Origin of the sequence: Micromonospora costi, from assembly GCF_003626655.1 — a bacterium.
GTDB classification, from domain to species: Bacteria; Actinomycetota; Actinomycetes; order Mycobacteriales; family Micromonosporaceae; genus Micromonospora; species Micromonospora costi.
The window spans coordinates 29,489-54,962 of the sequence record NZ_RBAN01000011.1 but is presented as its reverse complement, the minus strand read 5'-3'; the positions used below and the strand labels follow the sequence as shown (position 1 = coordinate 54,962).

Here is a 25,474-nt window from a genome sequence, read left to right as displayed (position 1 = left end):
GGTTGCCATGGGAGAGGTGCTGCCGATGCCCACCCTCGGTGACCTGTTCGCCGACACGCGGGGCGAGGACCGGACGATGCGGGTCAGCTACCACCCGGAGCGGGAGGCGGTGGTGCTCTCCCTGTGGAGCGGCGGAGTGTGCCGGGGCTCCTTCCGCATGCCCGTGGGCGACGTGCCGCGGCTGCTGGCGCTGCTGGGCGGGATCACCGCGGGCGGCGCGACCGCCACACCGCCGGCCGGGGCACTGCCGCCCGACCGGACCGACCCGCGGACCGCCGCGGTGACCCGGGCGCCGGCCGCCGAGCGGGCCGGCGGGGCCACCGGCACGGCGCAGCGGGGGATGCTGCCGGTCGTGCCGGCGCCACGCGTCGCCTGACCCGCCGAGGATTGTTCGGGCAGGTCAGTGCCGCTGCGGCGACGGCCATGCGAACATATGTTCGTGTCGACCGGGGCCACGATCCTGCATGCCGACCTGGACGCGTTCTACGCCTCGGTCGAGCAGCGGGACGACCCGCGGCTGCGGGGCCGGCCGGTGATCGTCGGCGGCGGGGTGGTGCTGGCCGCCAGCTACGAGGCGAAGGCGCTCGGAGTCCGCAGCGCGATGGGTGGACGGCAGGCCCGCCGGCTCTGCCCGGACGCCGTCGTGGTGCGGCCCCGGATGTCGGCGTACACGGCGGCCAGCCGGGCCGTGTTCGAGATCTTCCGGCGAACCACGCCGCTGGTGGAGGGGCTCTCGGTCGACGAGGCGTTCCTCGACGTGGGCGGGCTGCGGCGGCTCGCCGGAATGCCCGTCGACATCGCGGCGCGGTTGCGGCGGGAGGTCCGCGAGCAGGTCGGCCTGCCGATCACGGTCGGCGTGGCCCGCACGAAGTTCCTCGCCAAGGTCGCGAGCGGAGTCGCCAAGCCGGACGGCCTGCTGGTCGTCCCGCCGGACGGGGAGCTGGCGTTCCTGCACCCGCTGCCGGTGGAGCGGCTGTGGGGTGTGGGGCCGGTGACCGCGGCGAAGCTGCGTGACCGGCGGATCCGCACGGTCGGCGAGGTCGCCCGCCTCGGCGAGGCGGCGTTGGTCTCCCTGCTCGGCGCCGGCGCCGGGCGGCACCTGCACGCGCTCGCGCACAACCGTGACCCGCGTTCCGTGCAGGTGGGTCGCCGGCGCGGGTCTATGGGTGCCCAGCACGCGCTGGGTCGGGGCCCGCACCCGCCGGAATCCCTGGAGGCCATCGTCGCCGGGCTGGTCGACCGCGTGACCCGGCGCATGCGCGGGGCCGGGCGCAGCGGTCGGACGGTCGTGCTGCGGCTGCGCTTCGCCGACTACACCCGGGCGACCCGCTCGCACACCCTCGCCAAGGCGACCGACGACACCCGCACGGTGCTCGACACCGTCCGGGCCCTGCTGCGGGCGTCGCTGCCGGAGATCGGGCGGCGCGGCGTCACGCTGGTCGGCGTCGCGGTGGGCAACCTGGACGACGCCCCGGTGCAGCTGCCACTGCCGTTCCACCGTGACCCGGGCGCCGACCTCGACGCAGCCGTCGACGCGGTCCGGGACCGGTTCGGCGCGAAAGCGCTCACGCGCGCGGTGCTGCTCGGCCGCGACACCGACCCGGAGATGCCCCGCCTGCCGGACTGACACGACGCCCTCAGTGATCATGAAGTTATTGCCGCGACACGCCGTGTCCGCGGGCAATAACTTCATGATCACCGGGGAGCGTCGGGCGGGGAGGCGGTCCGGGGAAGGCCGGAGGGCGGGGCGGCGGGGTGGCGTCAGGCGGGTGGTGTGATCTCGGCGAGGACGCTTCGCTGAAAAGCGCGGGCCTGCGGGCCGGTCGGCGGGGTCCCGCCGTCCCGGGCCGCGATGGCGCGTTCGATCACCGGGGCGGCGTCGTCGCCGTCGGCCAGCACCCGGCGTCCGGCCGCAGTCTTGGCCAGCCAGCGGCCGTGGCGGAACCGGACGAGCGACCGGCAGGCGCCGAGCACGGCGTCCTCGGCGCCGGCCGCCGGCTCGTCGCCGGGCGGGGTCGGCAACGCGAGCCACCAGGTCAGCGCGTCGACCAGGAGCCGCCGCAGGTCCGCGGGAGGGATGTCGGCGAAGACCTCGCGCGCCGGCGCCCCGAGCAGGGCGTGCCCGCACTGGTGCAGGATGCTGCGGTCCAGCGCGTACCAGAAGTGCCCGTCCGCGAGGGGCCGGTCCTGCGGCGCGTACGTGGCGCGGAACGGCATGCGGCCGCCGCTGTTCAGCTCGACCTCGAACCCCGGCTCGGGGGTACCGGAGGCGGCCACGGAACACCGGTAGACGACGAGTTCCAGCCCTCGCGCCGGGCAGGGCAGCGCCTCGTGCCGCAGGCCGGCCACGAGGGCGCGCTTGTCGTCCTCCGGCAGCGGGTCGGCACAGACCAGCGCCACGTCGATGTCGCTGCGGCCGGGCTGGTACGCGTCGAGCCCCACCGAGCCGGCGGCGTACGCCCCGACCAGGTTGTCGCCGAGCACGGAGCGCGCCACCGTCACCAGGTCGACGAGATAGCGCCGGACGTCGGTTTCCACGCGACCATCTGACCCGATCGACGCCCCTCGACCCCACCCAGGCGGCCCCCCACCCCGCCAGGCACCGCGATCTTGCAGTTTCTGCCCCGGCATTTCACCCGAACAGGGGCGAAGCGGGGGCCGAAAGTGCAAGATCGCGGGGAGGCGGGCAGGGGGTTACTTCATCCTGCGGGTGGTCCGCACCACGATGTCCTCGTAACCCGGGTGCTTCTCGAGCCAGCCGGCCAGGAACGGGCAGATCGGCACGACCGTCCGCCCCTTCGCCCGGGCGTCGTCCATCACGGCCCGCGCCAGGATCGATCCGACGCCCTTGCCCTCGAACGCGGGGTCGACCTCGGTGTGGGTGTACGCGATGATCGCACCCGTCAGCTGGTAGGTGACGATGCCGGCGAGCGCGCCGGTCTCGTCCCGCGCCTCGAAACGCTCGCGCTCGGGCACGTCGGTCACGGTGAACTGCATGCCGAGAAGTCTCGCAGGCCGGCGGCCGTGCCGCCCACGGACCCTTCGCACCCGGCGGCCGTGCCGCCCACGGACCCTTCGCACCCGGCGGCCGTGCCGCCCACGGAGCCTTCGCACCGCACGACCAGGGCGCCCGCCGGGAACGTCGCGGGCAGCCACCGGAACCGTCGGACATTTACATTTAACAAAGTTAACGATAGCCTCCGACGCATCGACGAGGAGGCATGTCATGCGAGTTCGACGCAGGACGTCCGCGCTGCTGGCCGGCGCGGCGCTGGTCACCGCCATCGCCGCGGTGCCGGTCACCAACGGCTTCGCCACCGCCCCCGCCCGCGCCGCACTCGCGGCCTGCTCGGCACCGGCCTGGGCCGAGGGCGTCACCTACCCGGCGGGCAGCCGGGTGACGTACGCGGGCCACACCTACCAGGCCCTGGTCACGCACACCCCGCCGCCCGGGTCCGGCTGGAACCCGGCCGCGACGCCCGCCCTGTGGACGGACCTCGGCCCGTGCGGCGGCACCCCCACGCCGACGCCCACCGTGACCACGACCCCCTCTCCCACGGCCACCCCGACGCCGACCGCCACACCGAGCCCCACGCCCACCACCGCCCCACCGGGCTCGACCACGTGCGCCGGAAAGCCCCGGCCGGCGGGCCGGGTGCTGCAGGGCTACTGGGAGAACTGGGACGGCGCGGCCAACGGCGTGCACCCGCCGCTGGGCTGGATCCCGATCACCGACTCGCGCATCCGCGCCCACGGCTACAACGTGGTCAACGCGGCGTTCCCGGTGATCCGCGCGGACGGCACCGTGCTGTGGGAGGACGGCATGGACGCCACCGTGAAGGTGCCCACCCCCGCCGAGATGTGCCAGGCCAAGGCCGCCGGGCTGACCATCCTGATGTCGATCGGCGGAGCCACCGCCGGCATCGACCTCAGCTCCGCAGCGGTCGCCGACCGGTTCGTGGCGACGATCGTCCCGATCCTCAAGCGGTACAACTTCGACGGGATCGACATCGACATCGAGACCGGGCTCACCGGCAGCGGCAGCATCACCCAGCTCTCCCCCTCGCAGGCGAACCTGATCCGCATCATCGACGGCGTGCTCGCCCAGATGCCCCCCGGCTTCGGCCTCACCATGGCGCCGGAGACCGCGTACGTCACCGGCGGCAGCGTCACCTACGGGTCGATCTGGGGGGCCTACCTGCCGGTCATCAAGCGGTACGTGGACAACGGCCGGCTCTGGTGGCTGAACATGCAGTACTACAACGGCAGCATGTACGGCTGCTCCGGCGACTCCTACCCGGCCGGCACCGTGCAGGGCTTCACCCGGCAGACCGACTGCCTCAACGCCGGGCTCGTCGTCCAGGGCACCACCATCCGGGTCCCGTACGACAAGCAGGTGCCCGGCCTGCCCGCCCAGCAGGGCGCGGGCGGCGGCTACCTGGCCCCGGCGTCGGTGGCCCAGGCGTGGAACACCTACAACGGCGCTCTGAAGGGCCTCATGACCTGGTCGCTGAACTGGGACGGCAGCCGGAACTGGACCTTCGGCGACAACGTCCGGGCGCTTCAGGGCCGCTGATCCGGCGGGCGTTCGATCGCGACGTCCACCGGGCCGACCCGCAGGACGCCGTCGGTGAGCGGCGTGCACCGCACGCCGCCCCGACGGCGCAACGCCTTCCAGGCGCCCGGGCCGATCGCCACGTCCATCCAGGCGCACGGGTTGGCCGGTCGGTTGACCCGCAACCGCACCGGCCCCGCGCCGGAGTCCAGCACGAGCACCGCGCCGACCAGGTCGTCGACGGCGATGCCCGCCGTGAGCACGTTGCGGCGGACCTGGCGCAGGTCGGCGCCGGGTGGCAGCGACTCCTGCGCGATCAGCGTGACGCTCGCCTCGCGGTGCGCCGGCCGGCCGAAGTACCGGTCGCCCACGATCCCGAGGCCGGCCCGGACCTGGATCTCCTCGACGACTTCGCCCTCCGGGGCCGGCGTCGGCCCGTCGGCGGGCCGGCCGACGTACCGGTGCACGGGTGAGGCCAGCAGCTGCACGATCCGCGGCACCGACAGCTCCGTCACGATCGCCGCACCTGCCGGAAGGTCACCGAGTAGCGCAGGCGCGGCACCGGCGGGATGCTGTGCTGCCAGCTCGACCGGGCGGCGCCCGCCAGGACGTACGCGGAGCGTGCCGCCAGCTCCACCTCGTACACCCGGCGCTGGTCTCCCCTGCCGCGCTGGAAGCGCAGGAGGCAGTCGGAGCCCAGGGAGAGACCGGCCACGGTGGGGCCGAAGGCGGGTGCGTCGCGGTGCCAGCCGATGACCGCGCCGGGCGGGTACCGGGTGACCAGCGCCTGCGCCAGGCTGTCGGCCGGTACGCCGGCGAGGCGGGCGCAGCGCTCGCGGACCTCGTGCAGTTCCACCGGCACCGCCTCCGTCTCGGTGAGCTGGAACGAGCCGTAATCGTAGTCGTAGCCGAAGTGGCGGACGGTCCGGCGGGCGATCTGGCCGTGCATCCGGACCTCGCCGAAGTCGTATGCGGCCAGGGCGGTCAGCAGCGACCGCTCCTCGTCGGGATCCACCAGCTCCGGCTGGTAGGTGAGCCCCGCCGGCCGCTCGTGGACGCCACGCATCCGCCCCACGCGCCCGACGCTAGCCGCCCCGCGCGCCCCGTGCGTCGGAACCACGACAGCGCGGAGGATCACACCGGCGACCACAGTGGACGCACCGCTGGTAGGAAATAGGCGAACCTCGACACGGGAGATCATCATGACGCGTCCCATCCTGTCCCGCCGGTCGCTGCTGGCCACCGGTGGCGCCGTCGTCGTCGCCGTCGGGGCGACCGCCGTCGCCCCGACGGCCGTCGCCGCGCCCGCCGAGCCGACCCCGCCGACCCCGGCCCAGGCGCTGCGCCGCCTGCTGCAGGGCAACCACCGGTTCGTGACCGGGCACAGCCGGCACCCCCACCAGAGCCTCGACGACCTGCACGACCTGGCCGCCGGGCAGCACCCGTTCGCCGTCACCGTCGGCTGCGCCGACTCGCGCGTCGCCCCCGAGCTGCTCTTCGACCAGGGGCTGGGCGACCTGTTCGACAACCGCGTCGCCGGGAACATCGTCGACGACCTGCTGCTCGGCAGCGTCGAGTTCGCGGTCGAGGAGTTCGGCAGCCCGTTGATCGTCGTCCTGGGTCACGAGCGGTGCGGTGCGATCACCGCCACCATCGAGGCCATCCGCTCGGGCGGCACGGCCCCGGGTCACATCGGCACGATCGTCGACAGCCTCCGGCCGGTGGTCGAGCCCGTCCTCGACCAGCCCGGCGACGCGGTCGAGAACGCCGTCCGGGCGAACGTGCGGGCGCAGGTCCGGTCGCTGCTCCACCGCAGCCCGATCATCGCCGAGAAGGTGCACGAGGGTGCGCTGGCCGTGGTGGGCGCGCGCTACGACCTCGACAACGGCCGGGTCAGCCTGGTCTCCTGACCCCGCCGGGCGCGACCGCCGCGCGGGCCTCGGCGCGCACTAGCCACCCTTCACGTGCGGCGCGCGCCGGGCCAGCATGACGACCGCGAGGACCACCACCACGAGCGAGAGCGCCTCGCCCAGGGAGGGCGCCGGACCGCCCCGGATCGACTCGTCCAGCCAGACCAACCCGACCACGATGGCCACCAACGGGTCGGTGACGGTGATCGCCGCGAGCGCCGGGGCGCCCAGCGGGCCGGCCTGGTAGGCGTTCTGGCTCAGCAGCACCCCGAACGGACCGAGCACCAGGATGGCGTACGCCTGCCACTGGACGAAGATCTGCCACGGGCTCTCCTGCAGATGGAACGCGAGACTGCTGATGAGACCGGCCGTCACGCCGTAGCAGACACCGGCGGCCAGCGCCAACGGCATGGGACGCCACTTCCGGTCGAGCTTCAACGCGGCCAACAGGCACAGGCCCACGGCGGCCACCACGGCGACGATCAGCAGGAGCGCCGCCCAGAAGGAATCCAGGCCTCTCCCCTGCCCGCGTCCGGGCTCGGCGATGATCAGGAACGCGGCGAGACCGAACAGGCACAGGGTGGATTCCAGCAGGATCGTGCGGTCGGGGCGGTCGTGCTCGAACGCGGCGAAGAGCAGCACGTACCAGACGAGCCCGGTCACCAGCAGCGGTTGCACCAGGATGAGCGGGATGAGGCTCAGCGCGGCCACCTGGAAGGCGAACGCCGCTGCGGCGAGCACCACCGACCAGCGCCAGCTCGGGATGTGTATCAGGTGGGCCAGGAGGGTGGGCCGGCCCGCCGGCTCCTCGGGCACCTGGCGGCCCGACCGAAACTGCAGCACGCCGGACGCGCCGAACGCCGCGGCGGCAGCCAGGGCGATCGGGATGCCGGCGAGCAGCTCCCCCGTCGCGTTCACCGCACGCCAACCGGCATGGTCACCTGCGTCTCCTCACCATGTCGTCCGCGTTCTGCCGCTCCGTGCCGCACGGCGGCCCGCCCGCACGTGCGGCGGTCCGGCGCGCCTTCCCGACATAGCCGGTGGTAAACGCCTGCCGCCGGCGGCCGGTTCGGTGGGGGCAGTGCCGGCAAACACCGCAAGAATACGTAAACGGTGTTTAAGCTGATGATTGTTCCGAAGGGGTGGCCGACCCGCGCCCCTGAACCGCGAACCGCCTGGGAGCACCGACATGTCACCCATCGCCCCCGCGTTGCTGCGGGCCGCAGTCCTCCCCCTCGGGGTGCGGGTGCGGGTGCGGTTGGGCGTGCCGGGCGAGGGCGATCGCGCCGCTCACCGCGAGCACGAACCCGAGGATCGCCACGGGCGTGAAGCCGGGCCGTACCCGGTCTCCGAGCAGCAGCCAGCCGGCCGCCGCGGGCGCCAGGGTCTGCCCGACGATGGACGAGGCGGAGGCGACCGTCACGGCGCCGCGCTGGAGTGCCGCCGCGTAGAGCAGCACGCCGATGAGACCGGCGAACACCACGGCGTACGTCGCCGGGCTGCCCACCAGGGCGCCGACGGTCGTGGCCCGGCCGAGCAGCCGGGCGCCCAACGCCGCCGACCCGAACGACAGCCCGGCCAGCAGGCCGGGCAGCGCGGGTCCCCGCATCCTCGGCATACCCAGGTACGCCGCGGCGGCCAGCACGAGCACGGCCACGAGCAGCCACCAGGCGGCGCTCGCGGGCACGCGGTCCGGCGGCGCGGCGAGCGCGGAGAGCACCAGCAGCACGAGCCCGGCGATCACCCCGCCGATGGCCGTCCAGTCCCGTGCGGTGAGCCGCACCCGCAGTACGCACATGGCGATGAGCGCCACCATGCCGAGGTTGGCCGCCCCCACGGCCTGCACCGCGAAGATCGGCAGGGTCCGCAGCGCCGTGAACGTCAACAGGGAGGACGCGCCGTCCAGCACCAGGCCCACCGCGTACGGGCCGTTGCGGACCAGCCGCAGGAGCAGGCGCGGGTCGACGTGCGGGGTGGCGGCCAGGCGGCGCGCACCGATCGACTGCACGATCGCGGCCGTGGCGCTGCACAGCGCGGCGATGATCGCCAGCACGAAGCCCACAGCCATGTCACGATCCCGGAGTCGACGGCGCCGGACGCGGCCGGCGAAGGCACCTGCGCATACCCGTCTTCGGCCAGGTATCGCACGAATGGGGCGGGTGACCCGTGAACACTTCCCAGGCCCCGGCCGGCGCCACGCCGGTCGAACCGGTCGCCCGGCGCGTCCTGGTCGTCTCGGCCGACATCGGCGGCGGGCACGACGCCACCGGCCGGGCGTTGGAGGAGCGTGTCCACGCGCTCTGGCCCGGCAGCCGGGTGGGCTGGGTGGACACCCTCGAGGTGATGGGGCCGGGCGTGGGGCGCGGCTTCCGCCGCACCTACGTGACCAACGTCGCCATGACGCCGTGGTTGTACGAGTTCTTCTGGGCCGCGCTCTGGCGGCACCGGTGGTTCGCGACCACCGCGAAGTGGTTCACCGGCTCGTGGGCCGGGCGCCGACTCGCGCCGGTGGTCGAGGCGTTCGACCCGGACCTGATCGTCTCCACCTACCCGCTGGGCAGCGCTGGCCTGGCCTGGCTGCGCCGCCGCCGCGGCCTCGGCGTGCCGATCGGCGCCTGGGTCTCCGATTTCGCCCCACACCCGTTCTGGGTGTACCGGGAGCTGGACCTCAACGTGGTGGTGCACCCGGCCGCGCTCCCGGTCGCGGCGGTCGCGGCGCCGGGCGCGCCGCTGGGCGTCTGCGCGCCTCCGGTCCTCGGCGACTTCCGCCCCGGTGACCGCGCCGACGCCGCCCGGCGCTGCGACCTCGATCCGGAGCGGGCGGCCGTGGTGGTGGCGTGCGGGTCGTACGGCTTCGGCGCGGTGGAGGAGGCGATCCGCGCGCTCGTGGACATCGGCGACGCCGTCCAGGTGGTCGCCGTGTGCGGGCGCAACGAGCCGCTCGCCGCCCGGCTGGAGGCTCTGGACGCCCCGCCCGGCCGGTTGCTCGTGCGGCGCTGGGTCGACGACATGCCGACCCTGTTGCAGGCCGCCCGGCTGCTGGTCACCAACGCGGGCGGCGCCACCGCGCTCGAGGCGCTGGCCACGGGCACACCGATCGTGATGTACCGGCCGATCGCCGCGCACGGCGCGGCCAACGCCGCCCTGATGGCCGCCGCCGGGCTCGCCGAGACGGCGCACAGCCCCGGGACGCTCGTCGCCGGGGTCCGGACCCGGCTCGCGCAGCCGCCCGGCCTGGTCGAGGCCCCGTCCGACGCGCGGCTGCCCGACCTGGGACTGCCCGCGGTCGCCGGATCCCGACCGCCGTCCGCCGCCGCGGAGGGCCCGGCGCCCGGCCACGCGGCGGGCCCGGCACCGGGCGGCGCGGCGGGCTCGGCGCCCGGCGAGGCCGCGGGCCCGGCACCAGGCGGCACGGAGGGCTCGGCGCCCCGCCACGCGGCGGGCCCGGCACCGGGCGGCGGGTCAGGTCGGACGCCGCCGGGCCGCCGGTCGGCGCGCGCCCGCCCGGCCAGCTGGCCGCTGCGCGCGCAGGACGCGTTCTTCCTGCACGTCGAGACGCCGACCGACGTCCAGCAGATCGGCACGGTCATGGAGCTGGGGCCCCGCCCCGACGGGCGGCCGGTGACCCGGGCGGACGTGACCGACCTGCTGGTCCGGCGGTTGCCGGCCATCACCACCCTGCGCCGGCGCCTCGTGGACCGCGGCCGGTGGCGCCGGCCCGGTTGGGTGGTCGACCGGTCGGTGGACCCCGTGGGGCACGTCGACGAGGTCCGCGTCCCGGCCGGCGACGACGGCGGCGCCGCCGTGGACCGGTTCTGGAGCGAACCGCTGCCCACCGACCGGCCACCCTGGCGGATGCTGCTCGTGGGCGGGCTGCCGGACGGCCGTACCCGCCTGGCGATCAAGCTGCACCACAGCCTCGGCGACGGCCTCTCGGTGATCGCCGTGCTGCAACGGCTGCTCGACCCGGCCGACGGCGCCCCGAAGCGGGCCGCCCGGTCCACGCCCGCGTCCGGCGGAGCCCCGACCCCCGCCCGACCCGCGCCGACCGCCGAGCGGCACGTCTCCGGTCCCGCGCGGGAGGCGGCCCGGCAGGTCGGCCGGACGGTACGCGGCCTGGCCCGGCTCGCCACCCAGGGCTCCGCGCCCCCCACGCCGCTCAACCGGCGGGTCGACTCGCCCCGGCGGCGCCTTCTCAGCACCAGCCTGCCGGCCGCCGACGTCCTCCGCGCGTCGCGCGCCTGCCGGGCCCACCCGAGCGAGCTGATGGTCGCGCTCACCGCCGCGGCGCTCGCCGAGGCGCACCCGGCACCGGCGCCGCCACGGCTGCGGGCGATGTTCCCCGTCTCCCGCGACCGGCGGCGGCGGGCACCGACCCACGGCAACTGGACCGGAGCGGTGACCCTCGACCTTCCGCTCGGGAGGATCCCGACGCGCGACCGCGTCGCCGGCGTACGGCGGGCGCTGCGCGACGCGCTGAGCAGCGGCGAACCCGAGGCCGCCGGGATGGTGATGCGGGCCATGGGGCTGCTTCCCGCGCCGCTGCACGGGGCCCTGGCCCGTCGCGTCTACACGAGCCGGCGGCTCAACGTGGTCGTCTCGTACGTCCCGGCGCACTTCCATCCGCGGCTGCTCGCCGGGGCTCCGGTCCGGTCCTCCGCGCCGGTCGTCGCCCTGGCCGAGGGCGTCCACCTCGGCATCTGCCTGCTGCGCTGCGGGTCCAGCTTCGACGTCGGGGTGATCCTCAACGAGGCGCTGGCCGACGTCGGCGAGAAGGTCGTCGGCGCCCTCCGGAGCGGCCTGGCCGAGCTGCTCGCCGAAGCCGCCGCCGAGCGGGACGACCGTGTCACGGCGGGAGCCCGCGCGGGCGCGGCCGAGACCGCCCGGCAAGCCGCGGCCGCCACCGGCGACCTGGCCGGCGCCGCCCGGACGGCCCGGGACGGTACCGCGCGAACGGCCGGGGACGGGATCCCCGCGGGTGGCGCCGCGGGCGCGCACGTGCGGCGCGACGTGGGGCCGGCCGCCGACCCGGCGCCCGGCACCGCGACGGGAAACGGCACCGGGGGGCGGGTGCGCGGGGCCGCGCCCGGGGTGCCGCGATGCGCCTGACCGGCGCCGTGGTGCTGGTCACCGGAGCGTCGTCGGGGATCGGGGCGGCCGTGGTACGGCGGCTCGCGCTGGCCGGAAGCCAGGTCGTCGCGGCCGGCCGGGACACCAACCGCCTCGCGCGGCTGGCCGCGGAGACCGGCGCCACCACCCTGCCGGCCGACCTGAGCCGCCCGAACGCCGGGCGCGAGCTGGCCGAGCAGGCCCTGGCCCGTTACACCCGGGTGGACGTGCTCGTGAACAACGCCGGCGTCGGCTGGGCCGGTCCGTTCGCCGGGATGGCCGATTCGCTCGCCGACGAACTGCTCGCCGTGAACCTGCGCGCGCCCATCGAACTGACCCGGGCGTTGCTGCCCGGCATGTGTCACCGCGGCGGGCACCTGGTGTTCGTGGGCTCGATCGCCGGCCGGCTCGGCGTCGGCGGCGAGGCCGTCTACGCGGCCAGCAAGGCGGGCCTGGACGCGTTCGCGCAGAGCCTGCGGCTGGAGCTCACGAGCCGCCGGGTGGCCGTCAGCACCGTGGTGCCCGGCGTGGTGGACACGCCGTTCTTCGCCCGGCGGGGCCAGCCGTACCGGCGGCGGCGCCCCCGCCCGTTGCCGCCCGACCGGGTCGCCGACGCGATCGCCGACGCGATCGTCCGGGACCGGGCCGAGGTGTACGTGCCCCGCTGGCTGCGCGTCCCGGTGGCCGTCCGGGGCCTGCTGCCGGCCGTGTACCGCCGGCTCGCGTCCCGGTTCGGCTGAGCCCGCCCGCCGCGGTGACTCACGTGGTCGCCCGCATCGCCCGCAGCGACTCGCGCAGCGAGGACATGGTGGCCATCACCGCCGTCGGCTCGTACCCGCAGTGCGCCATGCAGTTCGCGCAGCGCGCGTCCCGGCCCCGGCCGTAGCTGTCCCAGTCGGTCGAGTCCAGCAGCTCCCGGTAGCTCGCCGCGTACCCGTCGCCCATGAGGTAGCAGGGACGCTGCCAGCCCAGCAGGGAGTACGACGGGATCGCCCACGCCGTGCAGGGGAAGTCGACCTTCCCCTCCAGGAAGTCGAGGAACAGCGGCGAGTGGTTCAGCCGCCAGCGGGCGCGGCGGCCACCGGAGAACGCCTTGCGGAACAGCTCCCGGGTCTCCACGACACCGAGGAAGTGCTCCTGGTCGGGCGCCTTCTCGTAGGCGTACGCCGGCGACAGCATCATCTCGTCGACCTTCAGGTCGTCGTTGAGGTAGTCGAGCACCTCGATGACGGTCTGCGGGGTGTCGGTGTTGAAGAACGTCGTGTTGGTGGTGACCCGGAAGCCCCGCCGCTTCGCGTCGCGCACCGCCTCCACGGCGGCGTCGAAGACGCCGTCCTTGCACACGGCCGCGTCGTGGCGCTCCCGCAGCCCGTCGATGTGGACGGTGAACGCGAAGTACGGCGACGGGCGGAACTTGTCGATCTTCTTGGGCAGCAGGACGGCGTTGGTGCAGAGGAACACGAACTTCTTGCGCCGCACCAGTTCGCCGACCATCTTGTCGATCTCGGGGTGCATGAGCGGTTCCCCGCCGGCGATGGAGACCATCGGAGCGCCGCACTCCTCCACGGCGGCGACCGCCTGTTCCACCGGCATCCGGCGCTTGAGCAGGCTCGCCGGCTGTTGGATCTTGCCGCAGCCCGCGCACTTGAGGTTGCAGGCGAACAGCGGCTCCAGCTCCAGCAGCAGCGGGAACCGCTTCTGACGGCGAATCTTCTGTCCGGCCAGGTATCTCGCGATACGCAGGCTCTGACGCAACGGCATACTCACGGCTGGCGTACCTCCTTCGGCAGGGTGAAAACGACGTCCTCCACGGCAGCGGTGTGCTCGCTCACCTCCCTCGCGCCCAGCGCGCCGAGCGCGGCCACGACCTCGTCGACCAGTCCGGGCGGCGCGGAGGCCCCCGCGGTGATCCCCACCGTGGCGGCGCCGACCAGCCAGCGGAGGTCGATGTCGCCCACACCGTCGATCAGGTGGGCCCGGGCGCCGGCGCGCTCGGCGACCTCCACGAGGCGACGGGAGTTCGAGGAGTTCGTCGAGCCGATGACGAGGACCACGTCGGCCCGGGCGGCGACGGCCGTGATGGCCCGCTGCCGGTTGGTGGTGGCGTAGCAGATGTCGTCGGACCCGGGGCCGGCGAGCGCCGGGAAGCGCCGGCGGAGGGTGTCGAGGATGCCCGCCGCCTCGTCCATCGCGAGGGTGGTCTGGACCAGGTACGACACCCGTTCCGGGTCGTCGACCTGCACCGTCTCGGCCGCGGCCGGATCGGGCACCAGCCGGATCCGGTCAGGCGCCTCCCCCAGCGTCCCGTCGGTCTCCTCGTGGCCGGGGTGCCCGATGAGCAGCACCGTGTCGCCCCGGCCGGCGAACCGGCGCGCCTCGGCGTGCACCTTGGTCACCAGGGGGCAGGTGGCGTCGATGACCGGCAGCCGCCGGTCGGTCGCCTCCTGCCGTACGGCGGGCGACACGCCGTGCGCGGAGAACACGGTGAGCGCCCCGTCGGGCACCTCGTCCAGCTCGTTCACGAAGACGGCCCCGCGGGCGCGCAGGTCGGCCACCACCCGGGCGTTGTGGACGATCTCCTTGCGGACGTACACCGGCGGGCCGTGCCGTTCCAGTGCCTGCTCGACCACCGCGATGGCGCGCTCCACGCCGGCGCAGAACGACCGCGGTGCGGCCAGCAGCAGGTGGTGGACGCTCCCGGCCACCGCCGCCCACTCGGTGAGCGCGGCCGCCACCACGGGCAGCACCCGCAGCGCGGCGCGGACCCGCCGGAGGGTCGCGGGGTGGTACAGCGACCCGCCCGCGGTGTCGGCGACGACCCGTACGCAGGCCGTCGGCCGATCGCCGCAGCCGGCCAGCAGCCACGCCGACTCCAGGTCGGCGACGAGCGCGCCGGACGCGGCCAGCCGGTCCCGGTCGGCGCCGTCGACGAGCCGGTCGGAGCTGACCACCGGACCGACGTGCACCCGCAGCCCGCGGCGGCGCAGCGCGGCGGCGAGCAGGTCGGCGCCGGGCATCCGCACCTCGCCGGCCGGGGCGTCGGGCGCCAGCGGATCGGCCCGCACCACGCTGGCCACCACCACGTCCCCGGTCGCCAGGTCGGGGGCGAGCGCGCCGCCGATGCCGGCGACCGCGACGGGGGCGTCACCGGCCGGGCGGTGGGCCGCGGCCGAGCGGGCACGGCGTGGGCCGATGCCGGTGCGGCAGAGCGTGAGCCGCCCGTGCGGGTCGGGCTCGCCGAGCCCGCGCCGCAACGCCGACACCTCCGGCCGCATGGGCGCGTACAGCGTCCACGCGGGAGCGTCCGGGGAGCCGGGCCGGGTCACCGTGTCACCGTGGCCTCGAGGTCACCGGCCCGGGCGCCGAGGATCCGCCCGAGCGCGCTGATCGGGAACACCAACCGGTACAGGCCGTAGTTGATGTAGAAGTCGCCCGGGAACCCCGTGCCCGTGTACTGCGGCTCGTCCCACCCGCCGTCCGGGCGCTGGGTGTCGACCAGCCAGCGCACGCCGCGCAGCGCCGGCTCGGCCGTGCCCTGGCCGGCGGCGTGCAGCGCGAGCAGCGCCCAGGCGGTCTGCGACGCGGTGGACTCGCCGCGCCCGATCCACGACCGGTCCCGGTAGGAGCGCAGGTCCTCGCCCCAGCCGCCGTCGGCGTTCTGGTGCGCCCGCAGCCAGTCGACGGCGCGGCGGATCGCCGGGTGGGTCCGCGGCACGCCGGCGGCGACCAGCGCCGGCACCACGGCGCCGGTGCCGTACACGTGGTTGGCGCCCCACCGGCCGAACCAGGATCCGTCGGGCTCCTGGTGGCGCAGCAGCCAGTGCACGCCCCGGCGCACCGGCATCGTGCCGGCGAAGTTCTCCGCCGCCAGTGCCTCGACGACGTGGGCGGTCACGTCTGCGCTGGGCGGGTCGATGACCTCGCCGAAGTCGCAGAACGGCAGGTCGCCGAGGATGGCGCGGGTGTTGTCGGCGTCGAACGCGGCCCAGCCCCCGTCGCGGGACTGCATGCCGAGCAGCCAGCGGGTGGCCCGCAGCACCGGCGCCTCGACCGGCACGGTGGTCCGCCGCAGCGCCATGATCACTTCGGCGGTGTCGTCGGTGTCGGCGTACCCGTCGTTCTCGAACTCGAAGGCCCAGCCGCCGGCCGGCGTCCTCGGCCGGCGTACGGCCCAGTCGCCGCGGACCCGGATCTCCTCGTCGCGCAGCCACCGACCGGCCCGCTCCAGGGCGGGATGGGCGGGCGGCAGGCCGGCGTCGGACAGCGCCGTGACGGCGAGCGCCGTGTCCCACACCGGCGACTGGCACGCCTCCAGCCAGCGTGCCGGCCCGTCCGGCGTCTCGGTGCGCACCGTGAAGCGGTCCAGACCGGCCAGCCCGGCGCGCAGCACCGGGTGGTCCAGCGGATACCCGAGCAGGTGCAGCGCCATGAGCGAGTACACCCAGGGCGGCTGGATCCCGCCCCAGGAGCCGTCGGCCTCCTGGCGGGCCACGATCCACTCGGCGGCCCGGCGCAGGGCGTGCCGGCGCACCGGGCCGCGGGCGATCCGTTCGTACCCGCTGGCCAGGCGATCCGCCCGGTACAGCAGGCCGGGCCGACTGGCCAGCCGGGGAGGGCGCGGCGGCGGCGCGGCGGTGCGCAGCTCGTCGACGCCGAAGCCCAGCGAACGCACCGGCCGCAGCGCGCGGACGATGGACAGCGGGACGATGGTCTGCCGCGCCCAGCAGGCGAAGTCGTAGACGTTGAACGGCACCCAGGAGGGCAGCAGCACCAGTTCGGGCGGGACGGCCGGCAACCGGGACCAGGGCCAGTGGCCGAACAGGGCCAGCCAGAACCGGGTGAACACCCGGCTCGCCGTGAGCCCGCCGTTCGCCCGGACGAACGCCGCCGCGGCCGCCATGTGCGGCGCCTCGACCGTGTCGCCGGCCAGCCGCAGCGCCACGTACGCCTCGATGGTGGTGGACAGGTCCCCGGGCCCGCCGTGGAACAGCGCCCAGGAGCCGTCCGGACGCTGCTGGGAGCGGATCCACCGCGCGGACTCGGCGGTCTGCTCCTCGGTCCGGATGCCGAGGAACTGCCGCAGCATCAGGTCCTCGGCGTCCATGGTGACGTTGGTGGCGAGGTCGCCCTTCCACCAGCCGGCGTCGTCCTGCAACCCGAGCAGGTGCTCCCGGGCGCGGTGCAGCGCGTCCCGGGCGCCGTCGAGCGGGTCCGCGACCGCGGGTCGGTTGGCGCCCGTGGTGGTGGTCTTCGGGGACAGCAGCTCGGTCATCAGTGGTCCCGTCCCGTGATGAAGTCGGCCACGTCGGCGAGTTCGCCGCGCACGTCCTCCGGCAGGTCCAGGGCGTCCAGCTCGGCCCGGGCCTGCTCGGTCTCCTGCCACGCCCGCTGCCGCGTCCAGTCGCGGGCGCCGGTCGCCTCGACCAGCTCGCTGGCGCGGGTCACGTCCTCGTCGGTGAGCGGCGCGGGCGAGCGGTACAGCTCGCCCAGGGCCACCGCGGCGGGGTCGCCGCCGGTCAGCGCCCGGACGACGGGGATGCTGCGCTTGCGGGCCCGCAGGTCCGAGCCGACCGGCTTGCCGGTGCGCCGGGGGTCGCCCCAGATGCCCAGCACGTCGTCGACGAGCTGGAAGGCCAGTCCCAGGTGGAACCCGAACCGGGACAGCCCGTCGACCAGCGCCGCGGGGGCGCCGCAGAGCAGCGCGCCGAGCGCGCACGACCCGGCCAGCAGGGCCGCGGTCTTGTTGCCGGCCATCGTGAGGCACTCGTCGAGCGTCACGTCGTCGCGCCGCTCGAAGTCCAGGTCGGCCATCTGGCCGGCGATCAGCGCCCGCACGTCCTGGGCCAGCCGGCGGGCCGCCGGTTCGCCACCGGGAACCTCCACGAGCGCCTCGTACGCGAGGCCGATCAGGGCGTCACCGGCGAGGATCGCGGGGCCGACGCCGAACACCGTCCACGCGGTCGGCCGGTGCCGGCGCTCGGCGTCGCCGTCCATCACGTCGTCGTGCAGCAGCGAGAAGTTGTGCGCCAGCTCGACTGCCGCGGCCGCCGGCGCGCCCGCCTCCGGTGCGGCGCCCGCGGCCCGCGCCGACAGCAGCGCCAACGCCGGACGCAGACCCTTGCCCTGGGCGGCGGCCGGTGACCCGTCGGCGTCCCAGTAGCCGAGCTGGTAGCCGGCCACCAGCCGGTTGCCCGGGTCCAGGCGGTCCAGCAGGGCCCGGATGGCCGGCTCGACGTACGTCTGGATCTGGTCGGTGCTGCGGCTGCGTACAACGGTCATCGTGCGGCCTCCGTGTGGTGTCGGGGCCGGGCCACGAGCTGGCGGGCGAGGATGTCGGCGGCCTCGTGGCCGCTGCGCACCGCGCCCTCCATCGTGTCCGGCCATCCGGTGTCGGTCCATGCGCCGGCGAGCACCAGCCCGGGCAGGCGCGTGCCGGACCCCGGCCGGTACGCCCGGGTGCCGGGGCCCTGCCGGAAGGTGGCCCGCGGCTCCCGGGTGACGAACGCGTCGCTCACCGGGGTGTGCCGCGCGGCGGGGAACAGGTCGCCGAGCGCCTGACGCTGGGTCGCCACCAGTTCGGCGGCGGGGCGGTCGATCTCGGCGTCGGCGGCGGAGAGGGAGACCACGAGGTGCTGCTCGTCCCCGGCGTCCGGACCGGACCGGTCGAAGATCCACTGTGCCGGGGACTCGACGGCGGCGGCCATGGTGAGCGGGGCGACCCGGCGGGCGTACCGCAGGTGGACGTTGACGATCGGGGCGGCGCCGAGACGGGTCCACCGGTCGGCGTCGGGCGCGGCGGCCGGCGGGACGAGCGCTGCCGCGGACTGGTGCGGCACCGCCAGCACGACGCCGTCCGCGGCGATCTCGCCGCCGTCCACACCGATCCGAAAGCCGGTCGGCTCCGGGTGGATCCACCGGACCCGGGTGCGCGGAAGCACCCGGGCGCCGAGCCGGTCCAGCACCCGCCGGGCGGCGACCCCGTGCAGCTCGGTGAGGGGCACCAATGGTCGCCCGATGTCGCCGGCGTCGGCGGTCTCCAGCAGGCCGGTGCGGAACACCCGGGCGGCCAGCGCGAGGGAGGCCTGCGCGCTGGGCACGTTCAGGGCGGCCACCGTGATGAGGTCCCAGAGCCGGCGCACGGCCCGCCCGCTCTGGCCGTGGGCGGCGAGCCACGCGCCGAAGGCGATCCGGTCGGTGCCCGAGGCGTCCGGGTCCACGCGCCGCAGCGCGGCACAGGCCCGCGCGGCGGCGACCCGCTCGGCCGGGTTGAGCAGCCGGTAGCCGGCGAGCGCGGGCAGCAGGTGCGCCGGCGCGGGGAGCCGCCGACGGGCCAGCAGGTGGGGCGGGCGCCCCGGCAGCAGCACCGGCACGGCGAACCGCGGTTGCAGCTCGGTCCCCGCGGTGGTGCCGAGCCGTTCCAGCAGGTCCCGGTACGCGTGGTAGCAGCGCAGGAAGACGTGCTGCCCGGTGTCCACCGTCAGCCCGTGCCGGCGAAACGAGTAGGTGGCGCCGCCGAGTTCGGGGCGGTTCTCCAGCAGCGTCACCGGCAGGCCGAGGTCGGCGAGGCGGATCGCGGCGGCGATCCCGGCGAGACCGCCTCCGACGACGCACACCCCGCCGCCACCGGGCGGCGTCCGGGCCGGCCCGGTCATGCGGTACGCCCGACGAGAGCGCGCGCCGCGACCCAGGCCTTCTCGCGTCCGGGCAGCGACACCCGGCTGCGGGTGACGGCCAGCGGGTCGGCCGCGATGCGGGCGAGCAGCCGGCGGTAGATGCCGGCCATCGCGGCGGTGCAGGCCGCGCTGCGCCGGTCCAGCAGCGGCAGGAGCCGCAGCCCGGTGTCGTACCAGCGGGCCGCGCGGGCCGCCTCGAAGCGGACGAGCGCGGCCAGCCGCTCCGGCGGGTCGGCGAACCCGGCGCCGCCGGGCTCCAGGGTGCAGCCGAACCGTTCCAGGTCCTCGGCGGGCAGGTAGATCCGGCCGTCGGCGCGGTCCTCGACGAGGTCGCGCAGGATGTTGGTCAGTTGCAGCGCGACGCCCAGCGCGTCGGCCAGCGGGGCCGCCGGGCCCGGCTCGGCGGTGCCGAACACGCCGAGGGACAGCCGGCCGATCGAACCGGCCACGCAGCGGCAGTACCAGACGAGGTCGTCGAAGGTGGCGTACCGGCGGCCGGTGACGTCGGCGGCGCACCCGTCGATCAGCTCGTCGAAGGCGTCCAGCGGGATCGGCATGCGGGTCGCGGCGTGGCCGAGGGCGGTGAGCACGGCGTCGCCGCCGCCGTCGGCGGGCAGCCGGTGCAGCGCCGCCCGGGTCTCGGCGAGCCGGTCGAGCTTCTCGTCCGGGGGCAGGTCGCCGTCGCCGATGTCGTCGATGCGGCGGGCGGTGGCGTAGATGGCCGACAGCGCACGGCGCTTGACCGGCGGCAGCAGCCGGATGCCGTACGCGAAGTTGGCGGCCTGGCTGCGGGTGATGTCCTCGCAGCGGCGGTAGGCGGCCTCGACGCCCGTGGTCATGGTCATCCGGCGCTCCGCACGGTCGCCCCCCACCAGCGGCGCAGCACCCGACCCCGGTGGGGCCGGACGGCGACGCGCAGCGGGTCGTGGCCGGCCTCGGCGAGCGCGTCGAGGGTCGCGCGGCCGCCCGCGAGGTAGCCGCTGACGGCGAGCCGGGCCCAGCCGTGCAGTCCGGACACCAGCGGGGCGCCCGCGTCGAGCCAGGCGCGGGCGCGCTCGGCCTCGAAGGCGACCAGCTCCCGCAGGGGCCGGGTCGCCTCGGGCCGGCCCAGGTCGTCCTCGGTGACCCCGAACCGGTCCAGGTCCTCGACCGGCAGGTACACCCGGCCGCGCCGGTGGTCCTCGGCCACGTCCTGCAGGTGCTCGATGAGCTGAAGCGCCGTGCAGATCCGGTCGGACAGCTCCCGCCGCGCCGGCCCGACCTGCCCGAACACGTGCAGCACCAGCTCGCCGACCGGGTTGGCGGACAGGGTGCAGTAGTCGACCAGCTGCGCGAACGTCGCGTACCGGGTGACCCGCTGGTCGACCCGGTTGGCCTCGATGAGCCGGACCAGCGCGTCGAGGGGCAACCCGCACTCGGCGACCGTGGGTGCGAGGGCACGCACCACGGGGTGGCTCACCGCGCGGCCGGTGTGCAGGGCGCGCAGCTCGGCCTCGATCCGGTTCAGTTCCGCGACCCGGTCCACGGCCGGGGCCTGCGGCTCGTCGCCGAGGTCGTCGACGTGGCGGGCGTACGCGTAGACCGCGAGGAGGTGGCGGCGGTACCGCGCGGGCAGCACCCGCAGGGCGACCGGGAAGTTCTCCTCCGCCCGGGCCTGGGCGAGCCGGTGCACCGCGGGCACGACGGTCTGCTGGCTCATCCCTGGTCTCCTTCCTCTCGGGCACGTGGTCGACGGCGGCGGGTCATCCGGGCAGCGGGCTCAGCCGTGTCTGCGTCCGGTTGCGCACCCGCAGGTCGAGGTCGGCCGGGAGGGTGGACACCTGGTGCAGGACGGCGGCGCAGATGCCCGGCGGGTCCAGCCCGTGCTCGGCGAGCAGACCGGCGCGCTCGCCGTGTGGGACGAACGAGGTGGGCAGGCCCAGGGCCCGCACCGGTGCGCCGACGGACGCGTCGCCGAGCGCCTGCGCGACGGCGGCGCCGACCCCGCCCTCGCGGATGCCGTCCTCGACGGTCACGACCAGCGCGTGGTCCGCGGCCAGCGTGGCGACCGCCGGGTTGACCGGGCGTACCCAGCGGGGGTCCACCACGGTGCACTCGACGCCGGCCTCGGCGAGCAGGTCGGCGGCCCGCAGCGTGGGCCCGGCCATGGCGCCGACGGCGACCAGCAGGACGGGCGCGGCCGCCGCGGTACGGAGGACGTCGACCCCGCCGGTCCGGTAGAGGGCGGGGATCTCGTCGCCGACCCGGGCCTTGGGGAAGCGCAGCACGGTCGGCCCGTCCTGGTGGGCGACGGCCTCGCGCAGCTCCTCGCGCAGCGTCGCCTCGTCGCGGGGCGCGGCCACCCGCAGGCCCGGCACCGCACCCAGCAGCGCGAGGTCCCACATGCCGTGGTGGCTGGGCCCGTCCGGGCCGGTGATGCCCGCCCGGTCCAGCACCAGCGTGACCGGCAGGTGGTGCAGTGCCACGTCGAGCAGCACCTGGTCGATCGCCCGGTTGAGGAAGGTGGCGTACACGGCCACCACGGGGTGCTTGCCGCCGAACGCGAGGCCGGCCGCCGAGGTCACCGCGTGCTGCTCGGCGATGCCCACGTCGACGGTCCGGTCGGGGTACCGCGCGCCGAAACCGTCCAGGCCCGTGGGGCCGAGCATCGCCGCCGAGACCGCGACCACCTCGGGCCGGTCCGCGCCGATGGCGAGCAGTTCGTCGGAGAACGCGTCGGTCCAGGTCCGGGCCGGTGTGGCGGTGGGCCGCCCGGTGAGCGGGTCGACCACACCCACCGCGTGCAGCCGGTCGGCCTCGTCGGTCTCGCTGGGCTGGTGTCCGTACCCCTTGCGGGTGACGCAGTGGACGACGACGGACCGGTCGGCGGTACGCGCCTTCTGCAACGCCGCCTCGACCTGGGCGACGTCGTGCCCGTCGACCGGCCCGAGGTAGTCGAGCCCCAGCGACTCGAAGATGGTGGACCCGGCGTCCGCGCCGCCGTCGTGGCGGGCCGCGAGGTGGGCGGCCAGTCCACCCACGGTCGGGGCGTACGAGCGGCCGTTGTCGTTGAGCACGATCACGGCGCGGCCCGGCGAGGTCGCGAGGTTGTTCAGCGCCTCCCAGGCGAGCCCGCCGGTGAGGGCGCCGTCGCCGATGACCGCCACCACGGCGCGGTCCACCCCGTCGAGGGCGTACGCGCGGGACAGGCCGTCGGCGTACGAGAGGGCGGTCGAGGCGTGGGAGTTCTCCACCAGGTCGTGCGGCGACTCGGCCCGCCGGGGGTATCCGGACAGGCCGCCGCGCCCGCGCAGCCCGGCGAAGCGCTCCCGGCGGCCGGTGAGCAGCTTGTGGACGTACGCCTGGTGACCCGTGTCGAACACGATCCGGTCGTGCGGGGAGCGGAAGACCCGGTGCAGCGCCAGGGTCAGCTCGACCATGCCGAGGTTGGGCCCGAGGTGGCCGCCCCGCCGGCAGACCGCCTCCACGAGAAAGGCCCGGATCTCGGTGGCGAGCAGCCCGAGCTGGTCGCCGGTGAGCCGGTCGAGGTCTGCGGGCTCGTTGACATCGTCAAGCAGGGACATCATCTCTCCGTCCGGGCACGCGCGACTCCGCGGCGACACCGTCTGGTTTCACCGGCCGGCGGGGTGGCCGCCGGCATGGGTCGTGCTGCGACGCTCGTTCATCGCACGCTGCGGGTGCGATGGCCCGCGCCGCGTGTGCTGCGGGTAGGGCCGGGGACAACGGGCCGCTGGAACCTGCGCAAAATCACCTTAACCCTACTGATCTCTCCTACCGCCTGAAATCGGTTCGAATAGCTCGACCAGGCGGAGCGCGCGGGCGTCAGGCGCCCAGGTTCTCCTCGAGGGCGCGGGTCACCACGGTCAGATCCTCGGCGCCGAGGCCGCGATCCACCGCCCGCTGCCACTCGGTGGCGAGGCTGCCCGCCACAGGGAAGCGGTCGACGTCGACCTCGCGCAGCGCGAGGTTCACGTCCTTCAGGGCGAGCGAGAGGGTGTACTGCGGGGAGTAGTCGTCACGGCCGATCCGCTCGAGCTTCTCCGCGGCCCAGGACGACACGAGCGGGCTGCCCTGCATGGCGCCGAGCACCGCCGCGCGGTCCAGCCCGAGTGCCCGGCCCAGCGCGAGCGACTCGGCGATCCCCTCGTTGATGAACGCCAACAGCAGGTTGTTGGCCAGTTTCACCCGGGATCCGGCGCCGGTCGGCCCGACCCAGACGGTGCGCTGGCCGACCGCGTCGAACACGGGCGCGACCCGGTCCCGGATCTCGTCCGGGCCGGACGCGAGCACGACCAGCTTGCGCTGCGCCGCCGGCCCCCGGCTGCCGGCGACCGGCGCGTCCACCAGGACGACGCCGGGGCGCTGCCCGGCCACCAGCCGCGCCAGGTCCTCGGTGGCCGCCACCCCGATGGTGCTCATCTGGGCCCAGATCGCGCCGTCCGGCATCGCGGCGAGCATGCCCCGGTCGGTGGCGATCGAGACGACCGCGTCCGCGTCGGTCACCATGGTGACCACGACGTCCGCCCGCCGGACCGCGTCGGCTGGACTGTCGGCCACCTCCGCGCCCTGCTCGCCGAGCTGGCGCGCCGGGTCCGGGCTGCGGTTCCAGACGACCGTCGGCAGGCCGGCCCGCAGTATGTTGCCGGCCATCGCCCGCCCCATGCCGCCGAGTCCCAGTACGGCCACCCGCTGCTGTCCCGCCATCCGCACCCCTCCTTTCCCGGCAGCGTACGGTCGGTGACGCACCGTCACGGCCGGAACGGCGAGGCTGCCCGGCGCTGAGTACGGGTGCTCATCCGCGTGTCGGGCGCCGGCTCTAGCCTCGGCCGCATGACCACCACCGCCCCGGATCGCCGCCGCCACTCCTCCCTGCCGTTCCAGACCGTCGGGTCGCTGCTCGTGGCGCTGCTGTCGGCGGCGTCCTGGTACGCGTGGCTCGGGTGGGACGACCGGTACCGGGTCGACCCCGTGACCGGTGCGGTGAGCGGCCCGTACGAGGTCTGGCAGGTGCTCGGAGCCGCCCTCACCCTGCTCGTGGTGCTCGTCGGGGCGCTGCTGGCCGGCGTCCGGCCGCTGCCGGGCGGCGCCGCGCTCACGGTCGCGTTCACCGCCGCGTTCGCCGTGACCTCGGCGCGCCGTGACGACAGCGGCCTGTGGGTGGTCGGCGCCGGGCTGTTGCTGGCCGGCCTGGCCGCGGGCACCGCCGTCATGTCGGTGCTGGTGCGCGTGCTCCACCGCGCCCGGGCGGCCCATCCGCGGTAACCGCCGCACCGCCACCACTCCTCCGGTGCCGTTTCGCGCCCATAGAATCGATGGTGGTCGTTCGGGCCACGCGAGCCCGGGCGGGGCGGCGGAGGGCGGTGCGGGTATGGGGCCGGAGCAGCGGACCGCGTTGTTCGAGCGGGCACGCGAACGCTCGACCGAGCAGCGGACCTGGGCGGAGGCGGACCGGCTGTGGGCCGAGGTCGTCGACGCCTACCGGGCCGCCGTGGCCGACCCACGGTCGGCGGACCGTCGGGACCAGCAGCAGTTGGCCCGGGCCCTGTGGCGGCGCGGGATGCTGTCCGCGGCGCGCGGCCGCCCCGCCGAGGGCATGACGCTCGGCCGGGAGGCCGTGCGGGTGTTCCAGCAGGTCAACGACGCCGCGATGGCCGCCGACCGCGACGCGGCGGCTCCGCGCCGGGACGAGGCCCTCGCCGAGCTGGTCACGGCCACGGTGGACCTCGCGGAGACCGCCTTCGCGGCCGGTCAGCCCGCCGTGCGCATTGAGCTGATCCAGCAGGCGATCGCCGTGGGCCTGGAGACGGCCGGGCCGCCACCGGGCGCCGGGCCCCGGACGCGCGAGGCGATGGGCACGGCTTACCACAACCGGGCGAACGCGTTGCTGCACCGGTTCCTGACCGGCTCGTCCGCCGACCACGACGCCCGGGAGGCGGCCCTCGCGGCGTCACGGGCGACCGAGCTGCGGCAGGCCCTCGCTGATCCGGGCCGGCCGCTGAGCATCTGGGAACTCGCCAACACGTACGCCGTCTACGCCCAGTGCCTCGCGCTCATCCACGACGTCGAACGGGCCCGGATGGTGCTGCGCCTGGGCAACGGGCTCGCGGGCCTGCTCGGGCCGGCCGGGGCGGAGATCATGGGCAAGCTGCGGGTGGCCGCCAGGATGGTGGACCTGGAGGCGGCGTCCGGGAGCGGCCAGACGCGCCGGTGGGGCCGCCGCCGGTGAG

The 25,474-nt window shown here is 75.5% G+C and carries 23 protein-coding genes; 8 read left to right on the top strand and 15 right to left on the bottom strand.

The window, feature by feature from the left end:
* Nucleotides 1-7: 7 nt before the first annotated feature.
* Together D7193_RS31890 and dinB are read left to right on the top strand one after the other, a co-directional pair.
* Complete coding sequence (locus tag D7193_RS31890; RefSeq protein WP_120783390.1) at nt 8-376, top strand: hypothetical protein; 369 nt, start codon at nt 8-10, stop codon at nt 374-376.
* Nucleotides 377-439: 63 nt separating this feature from the next.
* Entirely contained in the window at nt 440-1,627 is a 1,188-nt protein-coding gene (gene dinB / locus D7193_RS31885) for a DNA polymerase IV (RefSeq protein ID WP_120783441.1), read from the top strand.
* A gap of 134 nt (nt 1,628-1,761) precedes the next feature.
* Here dinB and D7193_RS31880 read toward each other — a convergent pair whose 3' ends face one another.
* Complete coding sequence (locus D7193_RS31880; RefSeq protein WP_120783389.1) at nt 1,762-2,538, bottom strand: aminoglycoside adenylyltransferase domain-containing protein; 777 nt, start codon at nt 2,536-2,538, stop codon at nt 1,762-1,764.
* 156 nt (nt 2,539-2,694) lie between these two features.
* Nucleotides 2,695-2,997, bottom strand: coding sequence for a GNAT family N-acetyltransferase (locus D7193_RS31875; RefSeq protein WP_120783388.1), 303 nt, complete (start codon nt 2,995-2,997; stop codon nt 2,695-2,697).
* A gap of 229 nt (nt 2,998-3,226) precedes the next feature.
* On the opposite strand from D7193_RS31875, the gene D7193_RS31870 reads away from it, so the two are divergent.
* Nucleotides 3,227-4,576 carry a carbohydrate-binding protein gene (locus D7193_RS31870; protein ID WP_120783387.1) on the top strand — a complete coding sequence of 450 codons (1,350 nt, stop codon included), beginning with the start codon at nt 3,227-3,229 and terminating at the stop codon, nt 4,574-4,576.
* On the opposite strand, the gene D7193_RS31865 is transcribed toward D7193_RS31870, so the two are convergent.
* Together D7193_RS31865 and D7193_RS31860 are read right to left on the bottom strand one after the other, a co-directional pair.
* A complete protein-coding gene (locus tag D7193_RS31865) occupies nt 4,564-5,055 on the bottom strand; it encodes a molybdenum cofactor biosysynthesis protein (RefSeq protein WP_120783440.1) in 492 nt (163 codons plus the stop codon). The two genes, D7193_RS31870 and D7193_RS31865, sit on opposite strands and share 13 nt — an antisense overlap.
* An 11-nt stretch (nt 5,056-5,066) precedes the next feature.
* On the bottom strand, nt 5,067-5,621 hold the full coding sequence (locus tag D7193_RS31860) for an alpha-ketoglutarate-dependent dioxygenase AlkB (protein WP_120783386.1): 555 nt from the start codon (nt 5,619-5,621) through the stop codon (nt 5,067-5,069).
* Between the two features lie 136 nt (nt 5,622-5,757).
* Between D7193_RS31860 and D7193_RS31855 the strand changes: the two genes are divergently transcribed.
* Entirely contained in the window at nt 5,758-6,465 is a 708-nt protein-coding gene (locus tag D7193_RS31855; protein ID WP_120783385.1) for a carbonic anhydrase, read from the top strand.
* A 39-nt stretch (nt 6,466-6,504) separates the two neighbouring features.
* Here the strand turns inward: D7193_RS31855 and D7193_RS31850 are convergent, their stop codons facing one another.
* Nucleotides 6,505-7,383, bottom strand: a complete 879-nt coding sequence (locus tag D7193_RS31850; RefSeq protein WP_120783384.1) for a DMT family transporter — start codon at nt 7,381-7,383, stop codon at nt 6,505-6,507.
* 274 nt (nt 7,384-7,657) lie between these two features.
* Nucleotides 7,658-8,533 (bottom strand): hypothetical protein, encoded by an 876-nt coding sequence (locus D7193_RS31845; protein WP_147434484.1) that lies wholly within the window; start codon nt 8,531-8,533, stop codon nt 7,658-7,660.
* A gap of 98 nt (nt 8,534-8,631) precedes the next feature.
* Here D7193_RS31845 and D7193_RS31840 point away from each other — a divergent pair, with 98 nt between their 5' ends.
* Together D7193_RS31840 and D7193_RS31835 are read left to right on the top strand one after the other, a co-directional pair.
* Complete coding sequence (locus D7193_RS31840; RefSeq protein WP_120783382.1) at nt 8,632-11,574, top strand: wax ester/triacylglycerol synthase domain-containing protein; 2,943 nt, start codon at nt 8,632-8,634, stop codon at nt 11,572-11,574.
* Nucleotides 11,565-12,314, top strand: a complete 750-nt coding sequence (locus D7193_RS31835; protein ID WP_120783381.1) for an SDR family NAD(P)-dependent oxidoreductase — start codon at nt 11,565-11,567, stop codon at nt 12,312-12,314. Before D7193_RS31840 ends, D7193_RS31835 begins: the two co-directional genes overlap by 10 nt.
* Nucleotides 12,315-12,333: 19 nt before the next feature.
* Here D7193_RS31835 and hpnH read toward each other — a convergent pair whose 3' ends face one another.
* From hpnH to D7193_RS31790, 9 genes are all read right to left on the bottom strand, one after another.
* Nucleotides 12,334-13,335 carry an adenosyl-hopene transferase HpnH gene (hpnH, locus tag D7193_RS31830; RefSeq protein ID WP_241563704.1) on the bottom strand — a complete coding sequence of 334 codons (1,002 nt, stop codon included), beginning with the start codon at nt 13,333-13,335 and terminating at the stop codon, nt 12,334-12,336.
* Nucleotides 13,336-13,337: 2 nt separating this feature from the next.
* Nucleotides 13,338-14,849 carry a 4-hydroxy-3-methylbut-2-enyl diphosphate reductase gene (gene ispH, locus D7193_RS34980; protein WP_120783439.1) on the bottom strand — a complete coding sequence of 504 codons (1,512 nt, stop codon included), beginning with the start codon at nt 14,847-14,849 and terminating at the stop codon, nt 13,338-13,340.
* Nucleotides 14,850-14,896: 47 nt separating this feature from the next.
* A complete protein-coding gene (gene shc, locus D7193_RS31820) occupies nt 14,897-16,846 on the bottom strand; it encodes a squalene--hopene cyclase (RefSeq protein ID WP_120783379.1) in 1,950 nt (649 codons plus the stop codon).
* Nucleotides 16,846-17,853, bottom strand: coding sequence for a polyprenyl synthetase family protein (locus D7193_RS31815; RefSeq protein WP_120783378.1), 1,008 nt, complete (start codon nt 17,851-17,853; stop codon nt 16,846-16,848). Before D7193_RS31815 ends, shc begins: the two co-directional genes overlap by 1 nt.
* Nucleotides 17,850-19,226 (bottom strand): hydroxysqualene dehydroxylase HpnE, encoded by a 1,377-nt coding sequence (gene hpnE / locus D7193_RS31810; protein WP_120783377.1) that lies wholly within the window; start codon nt 19,224-19,226, stop codon nt 17,850-17,852. Before hpnE ends, D7193_RS31815 begins: the two co-directional genes overlap by 4 nt.
* Nucleotides 19,223-20,092, bottom strand: coding sequence for a presqualene diphosphate synthase HpnD (gene hpnD / locus D7193_RS31805; RefSeq protein ID WP_120783438.1), 870 nt, complete (start codon nt 20,090-20,092; stop codon nt 19,223-19,225). Before hpnD ends, hpnE begins: the two co-directional genes overlap by 4 nt.
* Nucleotides 20,089-20,946: a squalene synthase HpnC gene (gene hpnC / locus D7193_RS31800; RefSeq protein ID WP_120783376.1), complete on the bottom strand. Its 858-nt coding sequence runs from the start codon at nt 20,944-20,946 to the stop codon at nt 20,089-20,091. Before hpnC ends, hpnD begins: the two co-directional genes overlap by 4 nt.
* 43 nt (nt 20,947-20,989) lie before the next feature.
* A complete protein-coding gene (locus D7193_RS31795) occupies nt 20,990-22,810 on the bottom strand; it encodes a 1-deoxy-D-xylulose-5-phosphate synthase (RefSeq protein ID WP_120783437.1) in 1,821 nt (606 codons plus the stop codon).
* Between the two features lie 259 nt (nt 22,811-23,069).
* Nucleotides 23,070-23,951: an NAD(P)-dependent oxidoreductase gene (locus D7193_RS31790; RefSeq protein WP_120783375.1), complete on the bottom strand. Its 882-nt coding sequence runs from the start codon at nt 23,949-23,951 to the stop codon at nt 23,070-23,072.
* A 126-nt stretch (nt 23,952-24,077) separates the two neighbouring features.
* Here D7193_RS31790 and D7193_RS31785 point away from each other — a divergent pair, with 126 nt between their 5' ends.
* Together D7193_RS31785 and D7193_RS31780 are read left to right on the top strand one after the other, a co-directional pair.
* Nucleotides 24,078-24,509 carry a hypothetical protein gene (locus D7193_RS31785; RefSeq protein WP_120783436.1) on the top strand — a complete coding sequence of 144 codons (432 nt, stop codon included), beginning with the start codon at nt 24,078-24,080 and terminating at the stop codon, nt 24,507-24,509.
* Nucleotides 24,510-24,615: 106 nt separating this feature from the next.
* Nucleotides 24,616-25,473: a hypothetical protein gene (locus D7193_RS31780; RefSeq protein WP_120783374.1), complete on the top strand. Its 858-nt coding sequence runs from the start codon at nt 24,616-24,618 to the stop codon at nt 25,471-25,473.
* The last annotated feature ends 1 nt before the right edge of the window (nt 25,474 follow it).